Genomic DNA, 20025 nt, shown 5'->3' with positions numbered 1-20025 from the left:
TCTGCCGTATCACTCCAGAACTTAAGTGCGGCACGAAAGGAGTTTCTCGCATATGACCTTAGTGAAACCAAAGTCCGACGACCAAGTGCAGGGAGAGCAAACGAAAAAGCGAACACACCGTCTCCCTCGCCCCAAGCACGGGAAGCGGTGGTCGCTCCTCATTGTGGCTCTCCTTCTGATCCTGGCCTTCGCCGGAAAATTCCTGCTGAGCAAAGGGCCTTCAGCGGCGGCAATCACCTACACAGAGGAAAAGGTCGCCCCACGGACCATTACCAACTCTCTTACCGGCAGCGGTACCCTCCAGCCCGCCAATTCCTATACTGTGACCACCCTGATCGAAGGCGAGGTCCTCTCTGCGGACTTTGAGGAGGGCGATATGGTGGAACAGGACAGCGTGCTCTATGAGATCGACAGCGAGGACGCCGCCGCCAACATCGAAAAGGCGCAGATCTCCCTGTCTCAGGCCCAGCGCAGCTATGAGAGCACGGCGGAAAACCAGATAGTCAAGGCAAATTCCTCCGGTACGTTGTACACATTGGATGTCAAAGAGGGGGACGAGGTCAGTCAGGGGCAGACCATCGCCACCATCCGCAACGACAGCACCATGACACTGACCGTCCCCTTCCCCGCTGAGGACGCTGCTACCTTCCACGTGGGGCAGACCGCTCAGGTGACACTGGACGGCTCTTTTGAGACGCTGACCGGTACAGTCCAGTCGATCTCCGGCGGGAATGCCGTCGGAACCGGCAACACCATTACCCGAGATGTGACCATCGCCGTGCAAAATCCCGGCGGGCTCAGTGCAGTTCAGGTAGCCACAGCCTCCGTCAACGGTCTGGGCAGCGCCGGAAACGGGACCTTTACCTACCAGTCAGAGAGCACGGTCACGGCCAGCGCCAGCGGGACTGTCGCCGCGGTCCACGTCTCTGAAGGCAGCGCTGTTTCCAAGGGACAGGTATTGATCACTCTGGGCGGTGATGATTTGGAAGATCAGCTCCAAAACGCGGCAGACAGCCTGAGAAATGCGGAGCTGTCCATGGAGAACACACAGAAGCAGCTGGAGAATTACACCATTACATCCCCTATCAGCGGGACCGTCATCGACAAGGAATACAAGGCCGGCGATACCGTGGAATCCGGCAAGACCCTGTGTACCATCTACGACCTGAGCTATCTGGAGATGACCCTGAACATCGATGAGCTGGACATCTCCACGGTGGAGGCGGGACAAACGGTTCAGATCACTGCGGAGGCGGTGGAGGGCAAGACCTTTACCGGCGTGGTCACCAAGGTCTCGGTGGCAGGCACCACCTCCGGCGGGATCACCTCCTACCCGGTCACCGTCCGTATCGACGAGACCGACGGCCTGCTGCCGGGCATGAATGTGGACGCGGAGATCGTGCTGGAGGAGGCCGCCGATACCCTGGCCATCCCCAGCAGCGCCGTCACCAGGGGCAGCGGGAACACCTCTCTGGTACTCATCACTCAGGACTCTCCCAGTGCGGAAAGCGCCGTGGAGCAGGAGTCGCCCGAGGGCTACGTCTATGTGCAGGTGGAGACCGGCATCAGCGACAACAGCTATGTCCAGATCCTCAGCGGTTTGCAGGAGGGGGACACCGTAGCGTATGTCACCCGCTCCACAGAGTCCGGCAGCATGATGATGGGCGGGATGCCCGGCGCCATGGGCGGCGATATGCCCGCCGGAATGCCAAGCGGCGGCGGCCCCGGAGGGGGGTTCCCGGGATGAGCGCGCTGATCGAATTTCGTCAGGTCTGCAAGACCTATCAGATGGGGGACACCACAGTTCGGGCGGCGGACCACATCTCCATGCGCATCGAAAAGGGGGAATTTGTGGCTATCGTTGGCCAGTCCGGCTCCGGAAAATCCACCTGCATGAACATCATCGGCTGTCTGGACGTCCCCACCTCCGGCACTTATCTGCTGGACGGACGGGACGTAGGGCAGATGGATACCAATCAGTTGGCAGCGATCCGCAACGAGCTGCTGGGGTTCATCTTTCAGCAGTACAACCTGCTGCCCAAGCTGGACCTGCTGGAAAATGTGGAGGTACCGCTGATGTATGCCGGCGTCCCCAAGGCGGAGCGCCGGCAGCGGGCCCGAGAGGTACTGGAGCAGGTAGGCCTGGGCGACAAGCTCCACCACCTGCCCAATCAGCTCTCCGGCGGTCAGCAGCAGCGGGTGTCCATCGCCCGGGCCCTGGCCGGCCGTCCCGCCGTCATCCTGGCCGACGAGCCCACCGGTGCCCTGGACTCTCACACCAGCCGGGAGGTGCTGGGGATGCTCCAGGACCTGCACCGTCAGGGCAACACGGTGGTACTTATCACCCATGACAACTCCATTGCGGTCCAGGCCCAGCGGATCATCCGCTTGGAGGACGGCCATGTAGTCTATGATGGGGACGCCCGCGCGCCGGAGGCCGTGGTGACCCCCGGCCTAAGGGGAGGTGTGTCGTCATGAGCCTCTGGGAGACTTTTACGCTTGCTGTCAAAAATATCTCCGGCAGCAAAATGCGGACCTTTCTCACCATGCTGGGCATCATCATCGGCGTGTGCGCCGTCATCGTCATCGTGGGCCTGGGCAACGGTATGGCCGGATATATGGAGGACAGCTTCGCGGAGATGGGGACCAACACCCTGACGGTGTCCATCATGGGCCGTGGGACCTCCCGCACCGTGTCCGAGGAGCAGATGTATCAGATCGTGGAGGACAACGCCGGCTATCTGGACCAGATTTCGCCTACTGTGTCCATGACAGGCAGTGTAAAGATCGGCAGCACCACTTACAGCTCCACCTCCGTATCCGGTGTCGGGGAGACGTGGTTTGATATGAAGGGCTACGAGGTAGCTCAGGGCCGGGGCATCGAGTATATGGACATCGTCAACCGGAAAAAGGTGTGCGTGGTGGGCAGTTATGTGGCCCAGACCTGCTTTGGCGGGAATGCCGTGGGCCAGAGTCTGAAGGTAGGCGGCACCACCTTTTCCATCGTGGGCGTTATGGCTCAGGAGGCGGAGCAGATGGAGGAGGGGGGCACGGACGACTGCGTCTATGTCCCCTACTCCACCGCAGCCCGCCTGTCCTTTACCGGCACCATCAGCAGCTATACTGTGACCGTGACCGATGAGGAATACGCCACCCTGGGGAAAGAGGCCATCGAAACCGCTCTCTACAAAATTTTTCAGGATGAAGACGCCTATACCGTGGTCAGCATGGCGGAGATGCTGGACACCATGACCAGCATGGTCAATATGGTCATCGCCATCCTGGCGGCCATCGCCGGCATCTCTCTGCTGGTGGGCGGCATTGGCATTATGAACATCATGCTGGTCTCTGTCACAGAGCGCACCCGGGAGATCGGTATCCGCAAGGCCCTGGGGGCCAGGGAGGGCATCATCCTGCGGCAGTTTGTGATCGAAGCCGCCACCACCTCCGCCCTTGGCGGAGGGCTGGGCATCATCCTTGGCTATCTCATGTCGGCGGTTGCTACACAGGTCATCAAACGGCTGATGGAGACGGCCATTACCGTCTCTCCCTCGGCCACGGCGGTCTTGGCAGCCTTTGGGATCTCCGCCGGCATCGGCATCCTGTTTGGCTATCTGCCCGCAAAAAGAGCCGCCCGCCTCGATCCCATCGAAGCCCTGCGGTATGACTGATAGGAGGTATCTGTTATATGAAATCAAAAGTTCTCTCTCTCATTCTGGCTGTGTGCACGCTCTGCTCGCTATTGGTGTCCCCGGCCTCCGCAGTCGGCGGAGACAGCGCAGTCCAGATGGTCCAGGCTTTGGGTATTTTGGACGGCACAGATCTGGAAAGCCCTGTTACCCGGGCGGAGTTTTCCAAAATGCTGGTGGCAGCCTCCTCCTATAAGGATAGCGTCAGCAGCGAGGGCAGCGGATATTCCCTGTTCAGGGATGTGAAAAGCAGCTACTGGGCCTCGGAGTATATCCGCTGCGCCGTGTCAGAGGGCTGGATGACCGGCTATACCGACGGGACCTTCCGGCCGGATGAAACAGTAAAGCTGGAGGAGGCGTGCGCCGCGGTGCTGAAGCTGCTGGGCTACGACACCTCTGCTCTGGCCGGCTCGTTCCCAAGCGCTCAGTTGAGTAAGGCCGCAGCACTGGGCCTGCGGGACGGGATCAGCCTGAAGCAGGGCGGCACTATGGCCCGGCGGGACTGCGCTGCACTTTTCTCCAATTTGATGACAGCTAAAACCAGCGGCGGTCAGATCTATGCCGAGACTCTGGGTTATACAGTGACCAACGGAGAGGTGGACTATACCGCCCTGACGCTGGAAAACCTCAGCGGCCCCTATGTAGCTGAGAACAGTTCCACCTCTCTGCCCTTCCAGCCTGCAACAGTCTACCGAAACGGAGAAATTTCCTCTTCCGCCGTACTGAATCAGTACGATGTCTACTATTATGATCAGGGCAGCAGCACGCTGTGGATCTACACCAACCGGGTCTCCGGCAAGATCACGGAGCTGTCTCCCAGCGCCACGTCTCCTACTTCCGTCACGGTAGCCGGCGCTGCCTATGAAATTGGCAGCTCTGCCGCCACTTATAAGCTGTCTGCGCTGGGCGGAGGCAAAGCCGGCACCATCGTGACGCTGCTGCTGGGGATGGACGGTTCCGTGGTGGATGTGCTCACTGGGACCAGCGTGGAAGCGGTGTACTATGGGATGGTGGAATCCTCTGAAAAAGTGGTCGCCGAGGACGGAAATGCCGCAGTTCAGACCAATGTTACCGTGCTCTGCACAGATGGCACGGCAAAAACCTTTGCGGTGGACAAAGCCATGGACTATAAGGCCGGCCGTCTGGTCTCTGTCAATGTCAGCGAGGGCAGCGTGACCATAAAAACACTGACAGAAAAGCATACCAGCGGTAAGGTGAACAGCACTGCTACAAAGCTCGGCGATCTTTCCTTTGCGGACAATGTTGAGATCCTGGATACCAGCAGCGAAGGTACTGCTGCTGCCGTGGATGCCTCCCGTCTGTCCGGGATGAGCCTGGACAGTGACGACATCCGTTATTACGGACTGAACGAGGAAGGCAGGATCGAGTATCTTATTCTGGATGATGTAACTGGAGACCTCTGGACCTACGCCTATCTGACCGATTTGGAGGATCAGTCCCAGGAGATGTCCATCAATGTCACCTACACCTATTTGGTAGACGGCACTGAACAGACCCTGCGTTCTGCTTCCGTTAAGTATCCTGTGGAGACCGGCGGCATAGCCATCGCCTATAAGTCCGACGGCAGCATCCAGACCATGCAGCGAATGAAGTCCGTAAAGCTGACGGAGCTGTCCGGAAGCTGGGCTATGGCCTCCAATCAGAGGTACGCCATTGCGGATGATGTGCAGGTCTACCTGCGTAAAAACGGTTCTTACTACCTGACTGCCCTTTCCGCTGTCAATGCGGAGGACTATACGCTGACCGGCTGGTACAACAATTCCAGCAGCAGTGCAGGCAGACAGATCAGGATCATCATCGCGACGGCGCTGGAAAGTTGACCGGATCGATTCCCTCGATCCTATCCTGTTGACAAGGTAAAGGCCGAAGGACCAGCCGTAATGGCTTGCCCTTCGGCCTTTTTTATTCATCTGAGGCTGTGCTCAGTGCCAGCCGATCGTTCACCGTGTCGATCTGTTTTTTCACATTTCCGACAATAGGGGCGCCGATGATATTGCCCTCACCGTCCACGATGTAGGTGGTGGGATAGCTGAAGATCTCAGAGACAAAGTCCTTGTAGAACTCGCCTTCCGGGTCCGGGGAGATGTTCACATAGGTGACGCCCTTCTCCTTTAGAATGTTTTGGGCGGTCTCCAGCTGCTCCTCTCCCTCGCCGGAGTCGGTGCCTACGCCGATGAGATTGATGTTCCGCTCCTGAAGCTGGTGATACAGCTCCTCCAGCTCCGGCATCTCCTCAATGCAGGTGCCGCAGCCGTTGTTCCAGAAGTTGACGATGGTAGCGTCGTAGTCTGCGAAGATGTCGCTGCTCACCGGGTTCCCTTCGGTGTCCGCCTCTGAGAACTCCGGGAAGGGCGTTTTGGATACCAGGGAGTTGTCCTCCCCGGTGGAACAGCCGGCCAGCGCAGCCAGCAGCAGGACCGATGCCAACAGCAGAGAAGATCCTTTTTTCATTATATAGTCTCCTTCTTGTTCGTTTGTTTTTTCAGAGAAAAGGTCTTGGTGATGGCCTGATGGGGGCAGGCGGCCACGCAGTCCCCGCAGCGGATGCACTCGGCGTGGTTGGGTGTGCGGAATACGTCCACATCCATCTGACACACCCGGCTGCACGCACCGCAGGAGGTGCATTTGCTTTGATCTACCTCCAGCCGATAGACCGAGACCTTGTTGCACAGGCCGTAAAAGGCCCCCAGAGGGCACAGCCATTTACAGAAGGGCCGGTAGAAGAACACCGACAGCACCACGACGCCCAGCAGGATACAGCTCTTCCAGGTGAAGAGCCAGCCCAGACTGGCCCGGATGCCGGTGTCGGCCAGGGACAGAGGGATTCCGCCCTCCAAGATCCCGGCGGGACAGAGGTATTTGCAGAAAAAGGGGTCCCCCATTCCCACTTCGTTCACCACCGTCATAGGCAGGACAATGACAAAGAGGACCAGGATCACATATTTCAAATAGGTAAGGATATGGAACCGCTTTGTGCTGAATTTTTTTGCAGGGATCTTGTGGAGCAGCTCCTGAAACCAGCCGAAGGGACATAGAAAGCCGCATACCACCCGGCCCAGCAGGACGCCGATGAACAGCAGAAAACCCACTACATAGTAGGCAAAATGGAATTTGGAGGAGCCGATCACGGCCTGGACCGCCCCGATGGGACAGGAGGCCGCCGCAGCCGGACAGGAGTAGCAGTTCAGTCCAGGGACGCAGACCCCCTTCAGCTTCCCACGAGAGATATTCCCCTGAAAGAAGTTCAGAAAGAAGGGGTTGGTGGCCAGCGTCGCTCCCAGCTGGATCTTCCAGCGATGTCTGTTCTTAGCCAATGCCCACACACTCCATGCACAGATTGATCCCCTTGGAGAGGACGGTTCCCCCCTCGCCCCGCCACAGACCGAGGCCCATCATCAGCAGGGCCGCCAGCAGGCAGAGCATGGTCATCTTTCTCATGCCGGCTCAACCCATAGGGCTCATGGCAGATGCTCCGCTGCTGTCCGGATCGGAGTTTGCGCTGTCGGCCTGCCCGCTGACCTTGGCAAAGGCCGCCGCGTCCTCGGGCAGTTCTTCGGCATCCAGCACCAGTGCCCAGGCGGACAGGAAGGAACCGTTCACATACCAGGAGGCCGTGTTTGGCACATCCTTGTCCTCCACCATGCCGCTGTTGTTCCCCAGCGCCTCCTTGAGAGAGTCGTTATAGAGGATCACCGGGAAGGGGGCGTCGGCAAACTGTCCGCGCTCATCCTCACCCTTGAGGCAGAGCACCATCCCGGCTCCCGCCTCCTGCACACCGTCCCACGCCGCCGTCATTGCGTCATAAAATGCGCCCGCATCCTCACTGGCCGGATCTACAAAGGCAAACAGGAGCACATGCCCCAGATCCTCCTGAGTAAAGGGCTCACCGGACAGGGTCGTTGTGGTAAACTCTCCCACCCGGTTGATCTCGATTTTATCCACGGCGGGTACCGTGCGCGCTTCCCAATAGCCATCCACCCACGCCTGGTCCACCCAGCCCTTGTCCTGAGCGTCCTCTACGGTGAGTGTCCCGGCCTCGATGGCCTGCTCCACTTCCTCCAGGCTGGGCGCCTTTTCGCCGCAGGCAGCCAGGGAGAGGGTTAGCAGTGCGGCCAGCCCCAGAGCCGCCGCCCGCTTCTTCGTCCAAAATTTCATCCATAAAACCTCCTTGTTCTGGTGGAACAGGAGGGAGTATAGCAAATGCGGTGTAAATTTTTCGTCAAGGCAGCCTATTGCGGGAATATACTGATATCCCCTTGACAAGTAAACGTCTGTTCACTATACTGCTTAAGTGAACAGACGTTTACTTATTGGGAGGGTCATGGTAATGAATACGAAGGAGAAAATATTGGTGACTGCCTTACGGCTCTTTGCCGTTTATGGATATGAGGCGGTATCTGTCAGCCGGATCGCTGGAGAATTAGGCATAACGAAGGGCGCCTTATATAAGCACTACAAAAACAAGAGAGACATTTTTAACTGTATCTTTGAATATGTCTGTCAGTTGGACGTGGAGCGTTCTCGAAAAAGCGGCGTTCCGGAACAGGACTACTCAGATATGCCGGAAGCTTTTTCTCATGTACTGCCAAAAAGTTTAGGCGATTATATGAAAGCACAATTCCATTATTGGAGCGAAGATGAAATTGCTTGCAACTTTCGTAAAATGCTGACGCTTGAACAATACAAGTCTTCGGAAATGAGCGCTTTATATCAAAAAGTTCTTGTCAGCGGACCATTGGAGTATATTGAGCGTTTGCTTTGTGAAATGTCAAAGAGACAAAAGAAACAGCTTCCCTCCCCTCATGCGTTGGCGATCGAGTTTTATTCTCCCTTTTATTTGTTGCTCAGCATGTCCGATGGAGTAGAGCGTAAAGAAACAAAAGAGGAAATCGCCAAAAGCTATGAGTGTTATATTGACGATTTTCTTCAAAGACATTTTTCCCAAAAACTGAAAGAAGAAAGGAAATTATAGTGGAGCATTTCGTTCTCATAAAAAAATATGGATTTTCCGAAGTATTTTTAAGTCAAATTTCGCAAGAGAATCATTTAGAACCAGCTCGCGTTCTTTCACAGGAGAAAGGGTTTTATCGAATTATAACGGACAAAGGAGAAAAGTTGGCAGAGGTGTCAGGAAAGTTCCGATTTCAAGCTGTAGTTTCTTCCGACTATCCGGCTGTTGGAGACTTTGTACTGGTAAATTGGAACGGATCCGGCAGCAGCGCCATCATTGAATCGGTTCTGCCCCGAAAAGGCGCTTTTGTCCGAAAAGCAGCCGGAGAACCACAACAGGAGCAGATCGTTGCTGCGAACATTGACACTGTATTTCTGTGCATGGCATTGAACCATGATTTTAATCTGAGACGGTTGGAACGATATATTTCGATCGCGTGGGACAGCGGCGCCATGCCGGTCATTATCCTGACAAAATCGGATCTATGTGATGATTTGGAAAACAAACTTTCAGAAGTATCTGCGGTTGCTTTTGGAATAGATGTTCTGGTCACGACTTCAACAGAAGAAAATGGATACAAGGAACTTCTTCCATTGATTTCGGAGGGAAAAACGATTGCTTTTATCGGCTCTTCCGGCGTGGGGAAATCCACCCTGATCAATCGTCTATTGGGGAAAGAACGGCTGAAAACAAATGGGCTTCGCAATGACGATAAGGGCAGGCACACCACGACTCGCAGAGAATTGTTCCTCCTCCCCTCTGGCGGCATGGTAATCGATACCCCGGGCATGCGTGAATTGGGAATGTGGGACAATGATGACGGAATTGAGAGAACCTTTAGGGACATTGAGGAGCTTGCTTCTCAGTGTAAATTCCGCAACTGTACTCACACAAACGAGCCCGGATGTGCTATTCAGAAAGCACTGGAAATGGGAGAATTGGACATGGACCGCTGGCAATCTTATCGGAAGTTAAAGGCTGAAAATGATTATATGGAAGATAAAGAGAGCTACATGATTGCAAAGGGAAGACGGGAAAAAGAAATTTCAAAGCTGATTAGAAAAATGCCAATCAGAGTGTAAAAGGAGGTACTGCTTTATGGAAGAAAATATTGTTATTAGAAATGAAAAGAAAGAAGATTGGGAAACTGTAGAGAAAATCACAAGACAAGCCTTCTATAATCTTTATGTGCCGGGGTGTGTGGAACACTATTTGGTCCACATCATGCGGGAACATGAGGATTTTATTCCGGAACTGGATTTTGTATTGGAACTGGCCGGACAGGTGATCGGCAATATCATTTATACAAAAGCAAAATTGATCGATGAAAATGGAACTGAAAAAGAAATTTTAACATTTGGTCCAGTTAGTATCCATCCAGGTTATCAGAGAATGGGGTATGGAAAAATGCTTATGGAGCATTCATTCCAATCAGCCATACAGTTAGGATATGATACGATTGTTATCTTTGGAAGTCCTGTCAACTATGTCAGCCGTGGATTCAAAAGCTGCAAAAAATATAATGTCTGTATCGAAAGTGGGAAATACCCTGCTGCGATGATGGTCAAAGAACTGCGTCCTCATGCACTGGATGGTCATAAATGGGTCTATCAGGATAGTCCTGTTATGGCAATCAGTGAGGAAGGGGCGGAACGCTATGATGCTGCATTGGAGCCTATGGAAAAGAAGCACCTTCCAAGCCAAGAAGAATTTTATATTATGAGTCGTTCCTTCGTGGAGGGATGATGAGCCGTGTCCAAGAACCGCTCATTTGCCCTTGATGAAAAATTTACAGTTTTCTGTTATCATGGTATATCATGCGGAGGAGGGCTGATGATGCGTATTCTGGTGGTCGAGGACGAAAAGCTGCTGTGCGATGGTATTGCGGAGGATCTGGAACTTGAAAAATACACGGTGGAACGGTGCTATGACGGCGCGGAAGCCTATGACCTGCTCCTGAGCGAGTCCTTCGACCTGCTGATCCTGGACCTGAATCTGCCCGGCATGGACGGGCTGGACCTGCTGCGGGCCGTTCGCGCGGAGCAGCCAGAGCTGCGGGTGCTGATCCTGTCGGCCAGAGCGGAGTTATCCGACCGGGTGGCGGGGCTGGATCTGGGGGCAGACGACTATCTCACGAAACCCTTTGCCCTGGAGGAACTGGAGGCCCGAGTCCGCAGCCTGCTGCGCCGGGAGTTTGTCTCCCGAAATACGGTACTTACTGTGGGTGGTCTCATGCTGGACATATCCGCCCGTGCTATCTCCGCCGGAGAAAGGCCGCTGGAGCTGACGCCCAGAGAGTTTGCCATTCTGGAGCACCTGATGCTCCACCGGGACCGCTGGGTCAGTCAGGAGGAGCTGATGGAGCATGTGCTGGAGTCGGACGCCAACCCCTTCAGCAATGTGGTCCGGATGCATATCTCCTCCCTGCGGAAAAAACTGCGGGACGCTCTGGGTAATGACCCCATTCAGACGAAGGTCGGTCAGGGCTATCGCCTGATGGAAAAGGAGGCTCTATGAAACCCTTTCGTTCCCTGCGGCTGCGTATCACCCTCTTGTGTGCCCTGCTGCTGACGCTGTGCTGTGCCGCCCTGGCCGTTACCAGCAATCTGTCTGCCATCCATCTGACAGACACCATCGCCGCCGCTCCCCTCTCACCCGCCCTTGATCCGGAGGCGACCGCGAAAGGGACTATGCCTCTCCTTACCACACAGGCAGCTCCAGTGGTCCAGCAGGCCCAGCAGCTATTTCAGATCCAGAGTATTCTGGCCTCTACCGTAATCCTGGCGACGGGACTTCTATTGATCTACCTGCTGGTGGGCCGGGCTCTTGCGCCGCTGAAAGACCTGAATGACCAGATCCAGGGCCGGACCGCTAAGGATCTGGATCAGCCCCTGTCCATCCCGGATCGAGGGGATGAGGTAACACAACTGGCACATTCCTTTGATGACCTGTCTCAGCGGCTGAGCCGGGCTTTTTTGATGCAGCGCAGCTTCTCCCAAAATGCTGCCCACGAATTTCGTACCCCGCTGGCCGTCCTCAAGACCCGGATCGGTCTGTTTCGTAAGAAACAAGATTTTGCGCCGCAGACCACAGAGGCATTCCTCAGTATTATGGAGAGCGAGGTGGATCGACTCTCCGGCATGGTGGACAGCCTTCTGAAGCTGACCAATCTGGAACAGGTGCCCCGCAGCGACCGAATCAAATTGGGAGAACTGCTCCACCAAGCTGCCGAGGATGTTTCCCCTCTGGCCGCCAAAAAGGGCATCGCCATTTTGGTGGAAGCCTCCCCTGGCACGATCACCGGCAGCAGAGAGCTGCTCCGCCGGGCACTGTTCAATCTGGTGGAAAATGCGGTCAAATACGGGCCGGATGGCGGACAGACACGGCTCTGTGCGGAGTTGAATGGAGCCGATATTGTCATCACCGTGGCCAATCAGGGACCTTGTATCCCGCCGGAGTTACGGGAGCGGATCTTCGAGCCCTTCTTTCGGGCGGATACCGCCCGCTCCCGGGAACTGGGGGGTGTCGGCCTGGGGCTGGCCCTGGTCCGGGCCATTGCAGAAATCCACGGCGGCAGCGTATGGGTGGAGGAAAATCAGGCTGGCTGGAATCGATTTTTGGTCCGGCTTCCGGCAGTATGTTCATGAGGGAGAACCATCATTCCCTGCTATGCTATTAGCAGCGAAACTAGAAAGCTTTTTGCACAATTTCTGATTGTTTACTGTCTGTGGTTGTCGATGTGTTCAATAAATGGGAACCCGTTGGTCAGTTCCAATAGGTCCCCATTTCTATTTTATAACTTGTAGTAATTGTAAAAGATATTTCCACTATCAGGCCACCGCAAGGCGTGCTATGCTATAGACAATTTGAATAACTTTCATTTGTTTTTCGCTATTTTGCTCCGCTTGATTTGTTTTCCTTCACGCTTTAACTGCAATACTTTCATGTGTTCCGAGCGTGTCTATGGCAATTTCTGTGGTCAGAAAACGGCGTGGAGCTGGCCCGTTTCCTGCGGGAACGCAAGGTCAACGCCTCCATTATTTACATTACGGATTATCCCGGTTTCGCGCTGGACAGCTTCTCTGTCTCCCCACTAGAATATCCGCTCAAGCCGGTGGACGAGTGGCGGCTGGCCGCCGCTCTGGACTGGGCCCGGCAGCAAAAGCGCCCGGTGCTGCGTGTGGGTGGCCGTGCCATTTCCTCTGGACGAGATCACCTGTCTGAATACCTCGGGCTGTAAGACTGCCATACAAACCAGTAGGCAGATTGAGCACGCCGTCCCTCTTCAAATTGAAAGAGGAATTCCAGAATCAGGACTTCTGCCTAAGCCATTTCAGCTGTCTGGTTAATCTGTCCCATGTGACACGGGTGGAGTGGGATACCCTAACCCCTGGAACACAGGCGAATCCATTCCCGCCAGCCGCCGTATTCTCCCGACTTTATGGCCCGCTATGTGGAATCTCTGAAATAAGAACTCCGCCGTTCCCTGAAACTGGGACGGCGGAGTTCTTTTATGCTCGTGTTTCAGGGAGCAGCAGAGCGGTGCTGGCGGAAAAGACATCCTCTTCGGCCTCCAGTACTTCCGGGTGGTGGCCCGGTATCCCCGCCCATGTGAAAGCCTGGGTGGAGGCACTTGTAAGTCTATGGCAAGGAATGCCGAATATGACACTGTGAACGAGTTATCAGGGCAACAATGATTTCTCCGTGACACTGGATCTGGCGGTGCGCCGGAACAAAGATGTGATGCTGATCCATACCATGAGCACCGATGAAGACGGCACGACTGTCGAAGTTACGTTCCAGTACAACAAAATGGGGGGGACAGCCAGCGGCAACCTGATCGTTATACTGCTAGACATCAACGGTCAGCCTCTGGAAAAGCAACAGAGCTGTACGAAGCAGGATGACTTGCTAGACCTTTCCAACGAGAGGAGTGCCACACAGTCCTTTACCTTTATGTAAAAGGGCCTATGCCTCGGCCACCAAGACCTATACGACGACCGGCGCAGGGCTGACCAGCGGCATCCCGGGAATCGAGGCTAAGGACCCTAAAAACGCGAAGATCACTTTTGATGGCAAGTCCTATGAAGTGGCTGCTCGCTCCACGCACTCTCTGCCTTATGGTACTACCAAGTGGGAAATCATTGTCCAAAACAGCTTGAATACCGAAACCTACAAGCTGATACTAAACAATGTGGACGTCCTCCCCTCCAGCGGCGGCGGCAGTTCCAGTGTCAGCCACGCCATTGACTCGTCTGAGGATACGGAGCATAGCACTAAACTCGACGGGGCACAGCAATTCTAAAGCCCAATTACCTCCCAAAGCAGATTCTGAATGGGGAACAGCTGGGCACCTTTCTGGAGGCCATTGAGCAGGACGAGGTGTGGCGGGACTTTTTCACCGAGCTGACCACCGGCCTGCGCGGGGGTGTGATCTGCACCCTCCAGTGGGATAACTTGAATCCGAAAACCGGGGAGCTCCAAGTGGAGCGGCAGGTCCATCGAGTCCGGGGTGAGCTGATGGCCTCTCCACCCAAAACCAAGGCATGGCGGACGGCTGTGCTCCTCCATTGCCAGCGGAAAGCGCATGGCTCCGGCGGGACAGTCCCGCCGGAGCCATGATTTTTTCTGTCTGTGGCTTGTTCTGGGGGCAAATCTGTGGCAGAAGCAGTTTGAAAAGAATCAACCCATACAAAATCTACGACACTGAAGCATAGAAGTGAACATTAAACGCTTTGCAAATTATCAATATCTCTTGTATCTACTCCTGACTGATTCATGATATTCTTTGGCTCCGATTCTGAAATTTGTCAAAAGCAGAGATATTGGATGTAACACACCACACCCAATAAATCACAATTCTCAGTCTACAACGGACATTAAGCATTCAATTGAAGGACATAATCGGTGGCATCAGCAATCCCATAGCCATTATGTTCCTCAATTGCTTGACGGGTATATTCAAAATCTTGATTTCGAATACCTAATACAATGCGATTGTGTACAAGCTTGGACTTTTCAGCGCGAAAGCTGTCTATCTCGTCGGTTTTCCCATGATGAATGATGTTTGCCAGCAAAACCCGCTGTCCATGATTTTGCAAATAGATATCGTATAGCCTCTGATTTTCGGCGAGCTCCATCATGTAACGCTTGAACTCTTCATCCTTTTCCATAGGAAAAACCTCACTAGCCTTTTTCTCTAAGATATTAAGCTCTTCCTCCAGCCTAGGTGAGGGGTTTTCCCTAAGGCGGCGAATAATTCTAGCGGCAGCCTCCGTCTCGATCATTCCTGAAATACTGAAGATTTCGTCAATATCTTTGAGCGTCGGCGCAAACACATAAAAACCACGGGAGGATGTGTTGGTCAACAATCCCTCTTTTGTAAGGCGGCGCATCGCATCCCGAATCGGTGTCCGGCTGATTTGAAAAATTGTTGCCAGCTGGGAATCTACTAATCGCTGACCAGGTGCAAACTCTCGGCTGATGATTCTCTTTTTGATTTCTTCATAGGCCAAGTCGTTCAGGTTGACACTCTCCAAAATCACTGAGTCCATTTGACCGCCTCATTTCGTATACAAAATACTTTTTTAATTATATCTATTTTTATGTGGAAATGCAAGCTTATTTTCCAAATTGATTAAGTTGATTTGTCTTCTCATTTCTATTTTTACATTTCCCCCAAATTTAAACGCCTATAATTGGGGGTTTCTATAAATATTTTTTATTTGCTTTTTAAATCTTGACTTTTCCAGATTTGTATTTTATATATTGTATACGAAGTACAAAATCACAGCATGAATTGAGGCGCCATTTCTATTTGAGGAGGATAATCATGAAACAAAACCCATTAAAGCGTGTCATCGCATGGCTAGACCTTCATCTGGAAGAAACTATCCTGATCATCACAGGCAGCCTGATCGGCATCGTCATTATGATGCAAATCATCATGCGCTACGTCTTTCGCCACGCCTTGCCTTGGCCAGAAGAGTTCTGTCGGTTCTGCTACATCTACTTTTGTTTCATAAGCCTGGGATACGCGGTGCGAAATCGCTGTCTGCTAAATATCACTCTATTGCAGGACCATCTCCCCCGCGTTCTCCGTATGGCGTTGGATATCCTCATTCAAGTATCCATGCTGATCGTGTTTATCATATTCTTTGGGGGCAGCATCGATTGTGTGAAAGCTACCATCATTTCCGGCCAGCGTTCCCCCGCACTGCAGATCCCCATGACTATCCCTTATCTGGCCACATCCATTGGCTTTTTCCTCGCAATCATCCGTTCTGTCCAGTCCTCCTTCCAGTCAATCAAGCTTCTACTCACCGGTGGAGACATTAAGGTCGATGCCATGACGGCGGTGGAGGAGGAGTTGGATGAGGCTTCTCAGCAGCTGTTCCGAAATCAAAAAGGGGGTAATTAAATGGCTGGTTTAGTATTTTTGATCTTTTTTGTTTTACTGGCATTGGGGTATCCCATTATTATGTGCATGATTGGCGGCGCAATCACTCCACTGGCTATGGATGCAGTTGGGGCCACCAGTATAGCAGCTTTGATCCGCGGCGCATTCAGTGGTGCAAACTCTCCCAATATTCTCTGTTTGCCTCTCTTTATTTTTGCAGGCGTTCTCATGGCAGAGGGCGGCATTTCTAAAAAGCTGTTTGATGTATTTGCATACTTTGTGGGCAATAAAACCGGTGGAATGCCCTGTGCCGTCATTATCACCTGCTTGTTCTACGGCGCGATCTCCAGCTCTGGCGCTGCCACTGCCGCTGCAATCGGTGCCATGACTATCCCACTGCTCATTGAATTGGGCTATGACGCCAAATTCGCTGCTGCTACTGTGGCGGTATCCGGTGGTTTAGGTGTCATCATCCCTCCCAGCGGCCCCTTTATGATGTATGGCATGGCTACCGAGACCTCCATCGGTGCACTGTTTATGGCCGGCATTCTGCCCGGCATCCTAGTTGCTTGTCTGCTGATGTTCTATGCCGTCACATACTGTAAAATCCATGGCGAGGACAAGGCAAAGATTCAATCCAACTATCAAAAAATTGCCGCTGCCGGCTTTCTGCCCCTGCTCAAGGACAGTTTTTGGGCTCTGCTCTCCCCTGTTATAATCCTGGGCGGAATTTATGCCGGCATTGTTACTCCTACCGAAGCCGCTGCTGTATCGGTGTTCTATGCGCTCTTTGTCAGCCTGTTTATCTACAAAACAGTCTCCTTCCAAAAGCTCCCTGAATTACTGCGCTCTGCCGTCAAATCTGCGGCCCCTATTTGTTTCCTGCTGGCCTTTGCTACTGCTTTCGGCCGCACACTATCCCTGATTCATGCTGCTGATATCGTACAAAATGCCATCATGACCATCGCCACTGACAAGATCTCTTTCCTGATTGTAGTTATCATCGCTTTTTTCCTGCTGGGCATGGTGATGGATACCGGCCCTGCCCTTATCATCCTCGGTCCCATTCTTTGTCCCATTGCAGAGAGTTATGGCATTGACCCCGTCCATCTGGGTGTTCTGATGGTCTGCAACCTGGCTGTAGGTCTGGTCACTCCTCCCTTTGGCCTGAACCTGTTTGTCACTAGTTCTATCTCTGGCGAACAGCCCATGACTATCGGCAAGTCCGCCATCCCCTACATAGGTGTATTTGTCATCGCACTGTTCATTATTGCCTTTGTGCCGCAGTTCAGCATGTTGCTGGTCAAATAAATTTTAGGAGGAAAAATAATTATGAAAAAGTTTCTCGCTTTGGCACTCAGCTTTGCTCTGACTCTGCCCCTGGCCGCCTGCGGCGGCAATCCCGGTAATGCTTCTGCTCCTCCGTCTGGTTCCTCTAATACTCAAGACAGCATTCAGATTTCCTATGCACATATGGGGGCTGAAAGCTCCATGGTAGGGGCATGGGGTATCCTGTTCAAAGAGAAGGTAGAGGCTGCTTCTGATGGCAAGATCACTGTAAATATCTTCTCGAATGGCGAGATGGGCTCCGATGTTGAGGCCATTGAATCCGTTCTGGATAATACTATTCAGATCGCTGCCATGCAGCCTTCTCCCTGTGTCGCTTTTGTCCCCGAGTTGGGTGTTTTTGATCTGCCCTGTGCCTTCTCCACCTCCACTGCCGAGGAGATCAACGAGGTGCTGAACCAGAGCGATTTCAAGACAAAGCTGGACGGTTACTTCGCCAATGCCGGCTTGAAATGCCTTGGCTTTACCCAAGGTGCCTCTTTTCGTCAGTTCTCTTCTAATAAAAAGCTGACTTCCATCGAAGACTTCAAAGGACTGAACATGCGGGTTATGGACAACCAATACCAGATCAAATTCTGGAGTGATATGGGCTGCAACACGACTCCTGTCCCTGGCAGCGAACTGTATATGTCTCTCCAGAACGGGCTGGTAGACTCCCAGGAGAACGCCTTGGACACCGTTGTTGTGGGCGGAATGCACGAAGTTCAGGACTATATCACCCTAACTAACCACACTCTGTACACCAATATGATGGTCATGAGTGAGAGCTACTTCAACAGCCTTCCTGCCGCCTATCAGGAGATCATTGAAAACGCCGTCGCTGAAACAACTGTTGAGATGATCCCTGTCTATCAGGAGGCTGATCAGACCGCTTATGATACACTGATCGAAAGCGGCATGGAGATCAACGAACTGAGTGCTGAGGATATGGCTGCCATGCGTGAGATCGCTCAGCCCGTCTATGATATGGTACGCAGCGAGATCGGAGACGAGGCTGTGGATGCCTTGGTTTCTGTCATCCAGTAAATGGGCAGGCGAATATAATGGCTATACGTGAAACTGATGTCCTTTGTGGACATATCCGTGGAATAGCGGCTGGTAATCCTGCGGTTACTGCATTTAAAGGCATTCCCTATGCGGAGTCTCCCACTGGAAATAATCGGTGGAGGCCCCCCATACCCAAAAAGCCTTGGTCCGGAACCTTCGATGCGGTCCGCTTTGGAAATATCTGTCCCCAAGTAATCCCTCAGCCAGGCACCTTCTATCATAAGGAATTCTTCTCCTATCAGCATCTGGAGACTCACCACGAAGACTGTCTCCAACTCAATATTTGGACTCCCGCAGACTCAAAGAGCGATAATCTCCCCGTGCTGGTATTTATCCACGGCGGCGGTTTTCAGACCAATTACAGCTTCGCTCCCCAATTTGACGGTGAACTGATGGCCGCCCAAGGCATCGTAGTAGTAACGATCAACTATCGGCTTGGACTCTTTGGATTTCTTGCGCACCCAGATCTGCGGGACGAGTCTCCTCATGGACTAGCCGGAAACTATGGTCTTCAGGACCAGATATTGGCTCTTCGCTGGGTGCGTGAAAACATTGCCTCTTTTGGCGGGAATCCAGAACAGATCACTATCTCAGGTGGTTCTGCTGGCGCATCCAGCGTACTCATGTTGTCTGCATGTCCACTAGTCAAAGGATGGTTTCAAGGCGCCATCATGCAGAGCGGTCCTCTTCTAGAAAGAAATTTTTCACAGTCGGAGGCCGAAAATATGGGGAAAGCCCTGCTGGAGCGATACGGCTTGTACTCTATCGAAGATGCCCGCAAGGTAGATGCTTCTATCCTCTGCCAGTATGGTCCCGACCTGGATCGCGGTGAGTCTCCATTTATCCAGCCTTGCATAGACGGGGTTATTCTGCCTGAAGGGGTCAGAGATTCCCTCCAAAACGGCCATCTTCATGATATCTGCTACATGGTAGGATGTACCAACAAAGAGGCATGGTCCATGCGAAACCGCTTCCATGCCACCAGCGAAGAAATTGCCCATAAGCTGGAACATGCTTATGGCCACTATTCCGAAGCATATCAAAGGGTCGTAAAATATTCAACAGACGAAGAAATTTACGATTTTCAACTCAATCATGGATTTACCGAGGACATGTTAGCTTATTGCGCTGCATTCTGCCGGATGCAAAGTCTCCATGGCAGAAACCCGGTCTACTTCTATCGTCTGGAACGGGAATTGCCTGGCGACGATGCCGGCGCATTCCACGCATCGGAACATTGGTATGTGTTCCGTACCTTAGACCACTGCTGGCGTCCTTTTGACGGAAATGATTATCAGTTGGCAAAAGCTGTCAGCAATTACTGGGCTAATTTTATCAAAAATGGTGATCCGAACGGAGGTGCGCTACCAGTATGGACGCCCTATGACCGTACCTCACCAGCATATATGGCGCTGGATGTTCAGTCACATATGCAGCCACAGGTTACCAATGAAGCAGTTGACCTCCGGGTCAAATACTATTGTGGTGAATAGCTGCAGGTCGATGTGATCACACACCTATTCAACTCCACCTCGAAGCCTCATACATATGGTATTTTCAAACCCACAACA

At 53.0% G+C, this 20025-nt stretch carries 21 protein-coding genes; 16 read left to right on the top strand and 5 right to left on the bottom strand.

Annotated elements, in window-relative coordinates; translation table 11 throughout:
- The first annotated feature begins 52 nt into the window (after nucleotides 1-52).
- Genes NE584_RS11270 through NE584_RS11255 form a run of 4 tightly spaced genes read left to right on the top strand, consistent with a single transcriptional unit; the run spans nucleotide 53 to nucleotide 5530 of the window.
- Nucleotides 53-1747: an efflux RND transporter periplasmic adaptor subunit gene (locus tag NE584_RS11270; protein ID WP_256182851.1), complete on the top strand. Its 1695-nt coding sequence runs from the start codon at nucleotides 53-55 to the stop codon at nucleotides 1745-1747.
- Nucleotides 1744-2478 carry an ABC transporter ATP-binding protein gene (locus NE584_RS11265; RefSeq protein WP_050625051.1) on the top strand — a complete coding sequence of 245 codons (735 nt, stop codon included), beginning with the start codon at nucleotides 1744-1746 and terminating at the stop codon, nucleotides 2476-2478. The genes NE584_RS11270 and NE584_RS11265 overlap by 4 nt, the downstream gene beginning before the upstream one ends.
- Complete coding sequence (locus NE584_RS11260) at nucleotides 2475-3671, top strand: ABC transporter permease (protein WP_256182850.1); 1197 nt, start codon at nucleotides 2475-2477, stop codon at nucleotides 3669-3671. Before NE584_RS11265 ends, NE584_RS11260 begins: the two co-directional genes overlap by 4 nt.
- Nucleotides 3672-3688: 17 nt before the next feature.
- Nucleotides 3689-5530 (top strand): S-layer homology domain-containing protein, encoded by a 1842-nt coding sequence (locus NE584_RS11255; RefSeq protein WP_256182849.1) that lies wholly within the window; start codon nucleotides 3689-3691, stop codon nucleotides 5528-5530.
- Between the two features lie 82 nt (nucleotides 5531-5612).
- Here NE584_RS11255 and NE584_RS11250 read toward each other — a convergent pair whose 3' ends face one another.
- Genes NE584_RS11250 through NE584_RS11235 form a run of 4 tightly spaced genes read right to left on the bottom strand, consistent with a single transcriptional unit; the run spans nucleotide 5613 to nucleotide 7865 of the window.
- Nucleotides 5613-6161, bottom strand: a complete 549-nt coding sequence (locus NE584_RS11250; protein WP_256182848.1) for a TlpA disulfide reductase family protein — start codon at nucleotides 6159-6161, stop codon at nucleotides 5613-5615.
- Nucleotides 6161-7024, bottom strand: coding sequence for a 4Fe-4S binding protein (locus NE584_RS11245; RefSeq protein ID WP_082203623.1), 864 nt, complete (start codon nucleotides 7022-7024; stop codon nucleotides 6161-6163). The genes NE584_RS11250 and NE584_RS11245 overlap by 1 nt, the downstream gene beginning before the upstream one ends.
- Complete coding sequence (locus tag NE584_RS11240) at nucleotides 7017-7148, bottom strand: CD1871A family CXXC motif-containing protein (protein WP_256182847.1); 132 nt, start codon at nucleotides 7146-7148, stop codon at nucleotides 7017-7019. The genes NE584_RS11245 and NE584_RS11240 overlap by 8 nt, the downstream gene beginning before the upstream one ends.
- A 6-nt stretch (nucleotides 7149-7154) precedes the next feature.
- On the bottom strand, nucleotides 7155-7865 hold the full coding sequence (locus NE584_RS11235; protein WP_256182846.1) for a hypothetical protein: 711 nt from the start codon (nucleotides 7863-7865) through the stop codon (nucleotides 7155-7157).
- Between the two features lie 172 nt (nucleotides 7866-8037).
- Here NE584_RS11235 and NE584_RS11230 point away from each other — a divergent pair, with 172 nt between their 5' ends.
- The 8 genes from NE584_RS11230 (at nucleotide 8038) to NE584_RS11195 (ending at nucleotide 14283) form a co-directional block, all read left to right on the top strand.
- Nucleotides 8038-8682 (top strand): TetR/AcrR family transcriptional regulator, encoded by a 645-nt coding sequence (locus tag NE584_RS11230; protein WP_256182845.1) that lies wholly within the window; start codon nucleotides 8038-8040, stop codon nucleotides 8680-8682.
- Nucleotides 8682-9743, top strand: a complete 1062-nt coding sequence (gene rsgA / locus NE584_RS11225; protein ID WP_256182844.1) for a ribosome small subunit-dependent GTPase A — start codon at nucleotides 8682-8684, stop codon at nucleotides 9741-9743. Before NE584_RS11230 ends, rsgA begins: the two co-directional genes overlap by 1 nt.
- A 16-nt stretch (nucleotides 9744-9759) precedes the next feature.
- Nucleotides 9760-10407 carry a GNAT family N-acetyltransferase gene (locus NE584_RS11220; protein ID WP_256182843.1) on the top strand — a complete coding sequence of 216 codons (648 nt, stop codon included), beginning with the start codon at nucleotides 9760-9762 and terminating at the stop codon, nucleotides 10405-10407.
- An 87-nt stretch (nucleotides 10408-10494) separates the two neighbouring features.
- Entirely contained in the window at nucleotides 10495-11178 is a 684-nt protein-coding gene (locus tag NE584_RS11215; RefSeq protein ID WP_329736817.1) for a response regulator transcription factor, read from the top strand.
- Nucleotides 11175-12308, top strand: coding sequence for a cell wall metabolism sensor histidine kinase WalK (locus NE584_RS11210; RefSeq protein WP_256182842.1), 1134 nt, complete (start codon nucleotides 11175-11177; stop codon nucleotides 12306-12308). The genes NE584_RS11215 and NE584_RS11210 overlap by 4 nt, the downstream gene beginning before the upstream one ends.
- Before the next feature lie 344 nt (nucleotides 12309-12652).
- On the top strand, nucleotides 12653-12901 hold the full coding sequence (locus NE584_RS11205; protein ID WP_256182841.1) for a hypothetical protein: 249 nt from the start codon (nucleotides 12653-12655) through the stop codon (nucleotides 12899-12901).
- Nucleotides 12902-13383: 482 nt separating this feature from the next.
- Entirely contained in the window at nucleotides 13384-13623 is a 240-nt protein-coding gene (locus NE584_RS11200) for a hypothetical protein (protein ID WP_256182840.1), read from the top strand.
- A gap of 420 nt (nucleotides 13624-14043) precedes the next feature.
- Nucleotides 14044-14283 (top strand): hypothetical protein, encoded by a 240-nt coding sequence (locus tag NE584_RS11195; RefSeq protein WP_147577122.1) that lies wholly within the window; start codon nucleotides 14044-14046, stop codon nucleotides 14281-14283.
- 257 nt (nucleotides 14284-14540) lie between these two features.
- On the opposite strand, the gene NE584_RS11190 is transcribed toward NE584_RS11195, so the two are convergent.
- Nucleotides 14541-15215: a GntR family transcriptional regulator gene (locus tag NE584_RS11190; protein WP_256182839.1), complete on the bottom strand. Its 675-nt coding sequence runs from the start codon at nucleotides 15213-15215 to the stop codon at nucleotides 14541-14543.
- A 278-nt stretch (nucleotides 15216-15493) separates the two neighbouring features.
- Here NE584_RS11190 and NE584_RS11185 point away from each other — a divergent pair, with 278 nt between their 5' ends.
- From NE584_RS11185 to NE584_RS11170, 4 genes are read left to right on the top strand one after another with little or no spacing between them, the layout of a single operon-like run.
- A complete protein-coding gene (locus NE584_RS11185; RefSeq protein WP_108979446.1) occupies nucleotides 15494-16081 on the top strand; it encodes a TRAP transporter small permease in 588 nt (195 codons plus the stop codon).
- Nucleotides 16082-17371 carry a TRAP transporter large permease gene (locus NE584_RS11180; RefSeq protein ID WP_256182838.1) on the top strand — a complete coding sequence of 430 codons (1290 nt, stop codon included), beginning with the start codon at nucleotides 16082-16084 and terminating at the stop codon, nucleotides 17369-17371.
- 21 nt (nucleotides 17372-17392) lie between these two features.
- Entirely contained in the window at nucleotides 17393-18433 is a 1041-nt protein-coding gene (gene dctP / locus NE584_RS11175) for a TRAP transporter substrate-binding protein (RefSeq protein WP_050625069.1), read from the top strand.
- A gap of 17 nt (nucleotides 18434-18450) precedes the next feature.
- Nucleotides 18451-19947 carry a carboxylesterase/lipase family protein gene (locus NE584_RS11170; RefSeq protein WP_256182837.1) on the top strand — a complete coding sequence of 499 codons (1497 nt, stop codon included), beginning with the start codon at nucleotides 18451-18453 and terminating at the stop codon, nucleotides 19945-19947.
- The last annotated feature ends 78 nt before the right edge of the window (nucleotides 19948-20025 follow it).

This window comes from Clostridium sp. DFI.5.61 (assembly GCF_024462915.1).
Taxonomy (GTDB): Bacteria; Bacillota; Clostridia; order Oscillospirales; family Oscillospiraceae; genus Lawsonibacter; species Lawsonibacter asaccharolyticus.
The sequence above is the reverse complement of the archived record's forward strand: the minus strand, read 5'-3'. Positions and strand labels throughout refer to the sequence as shown.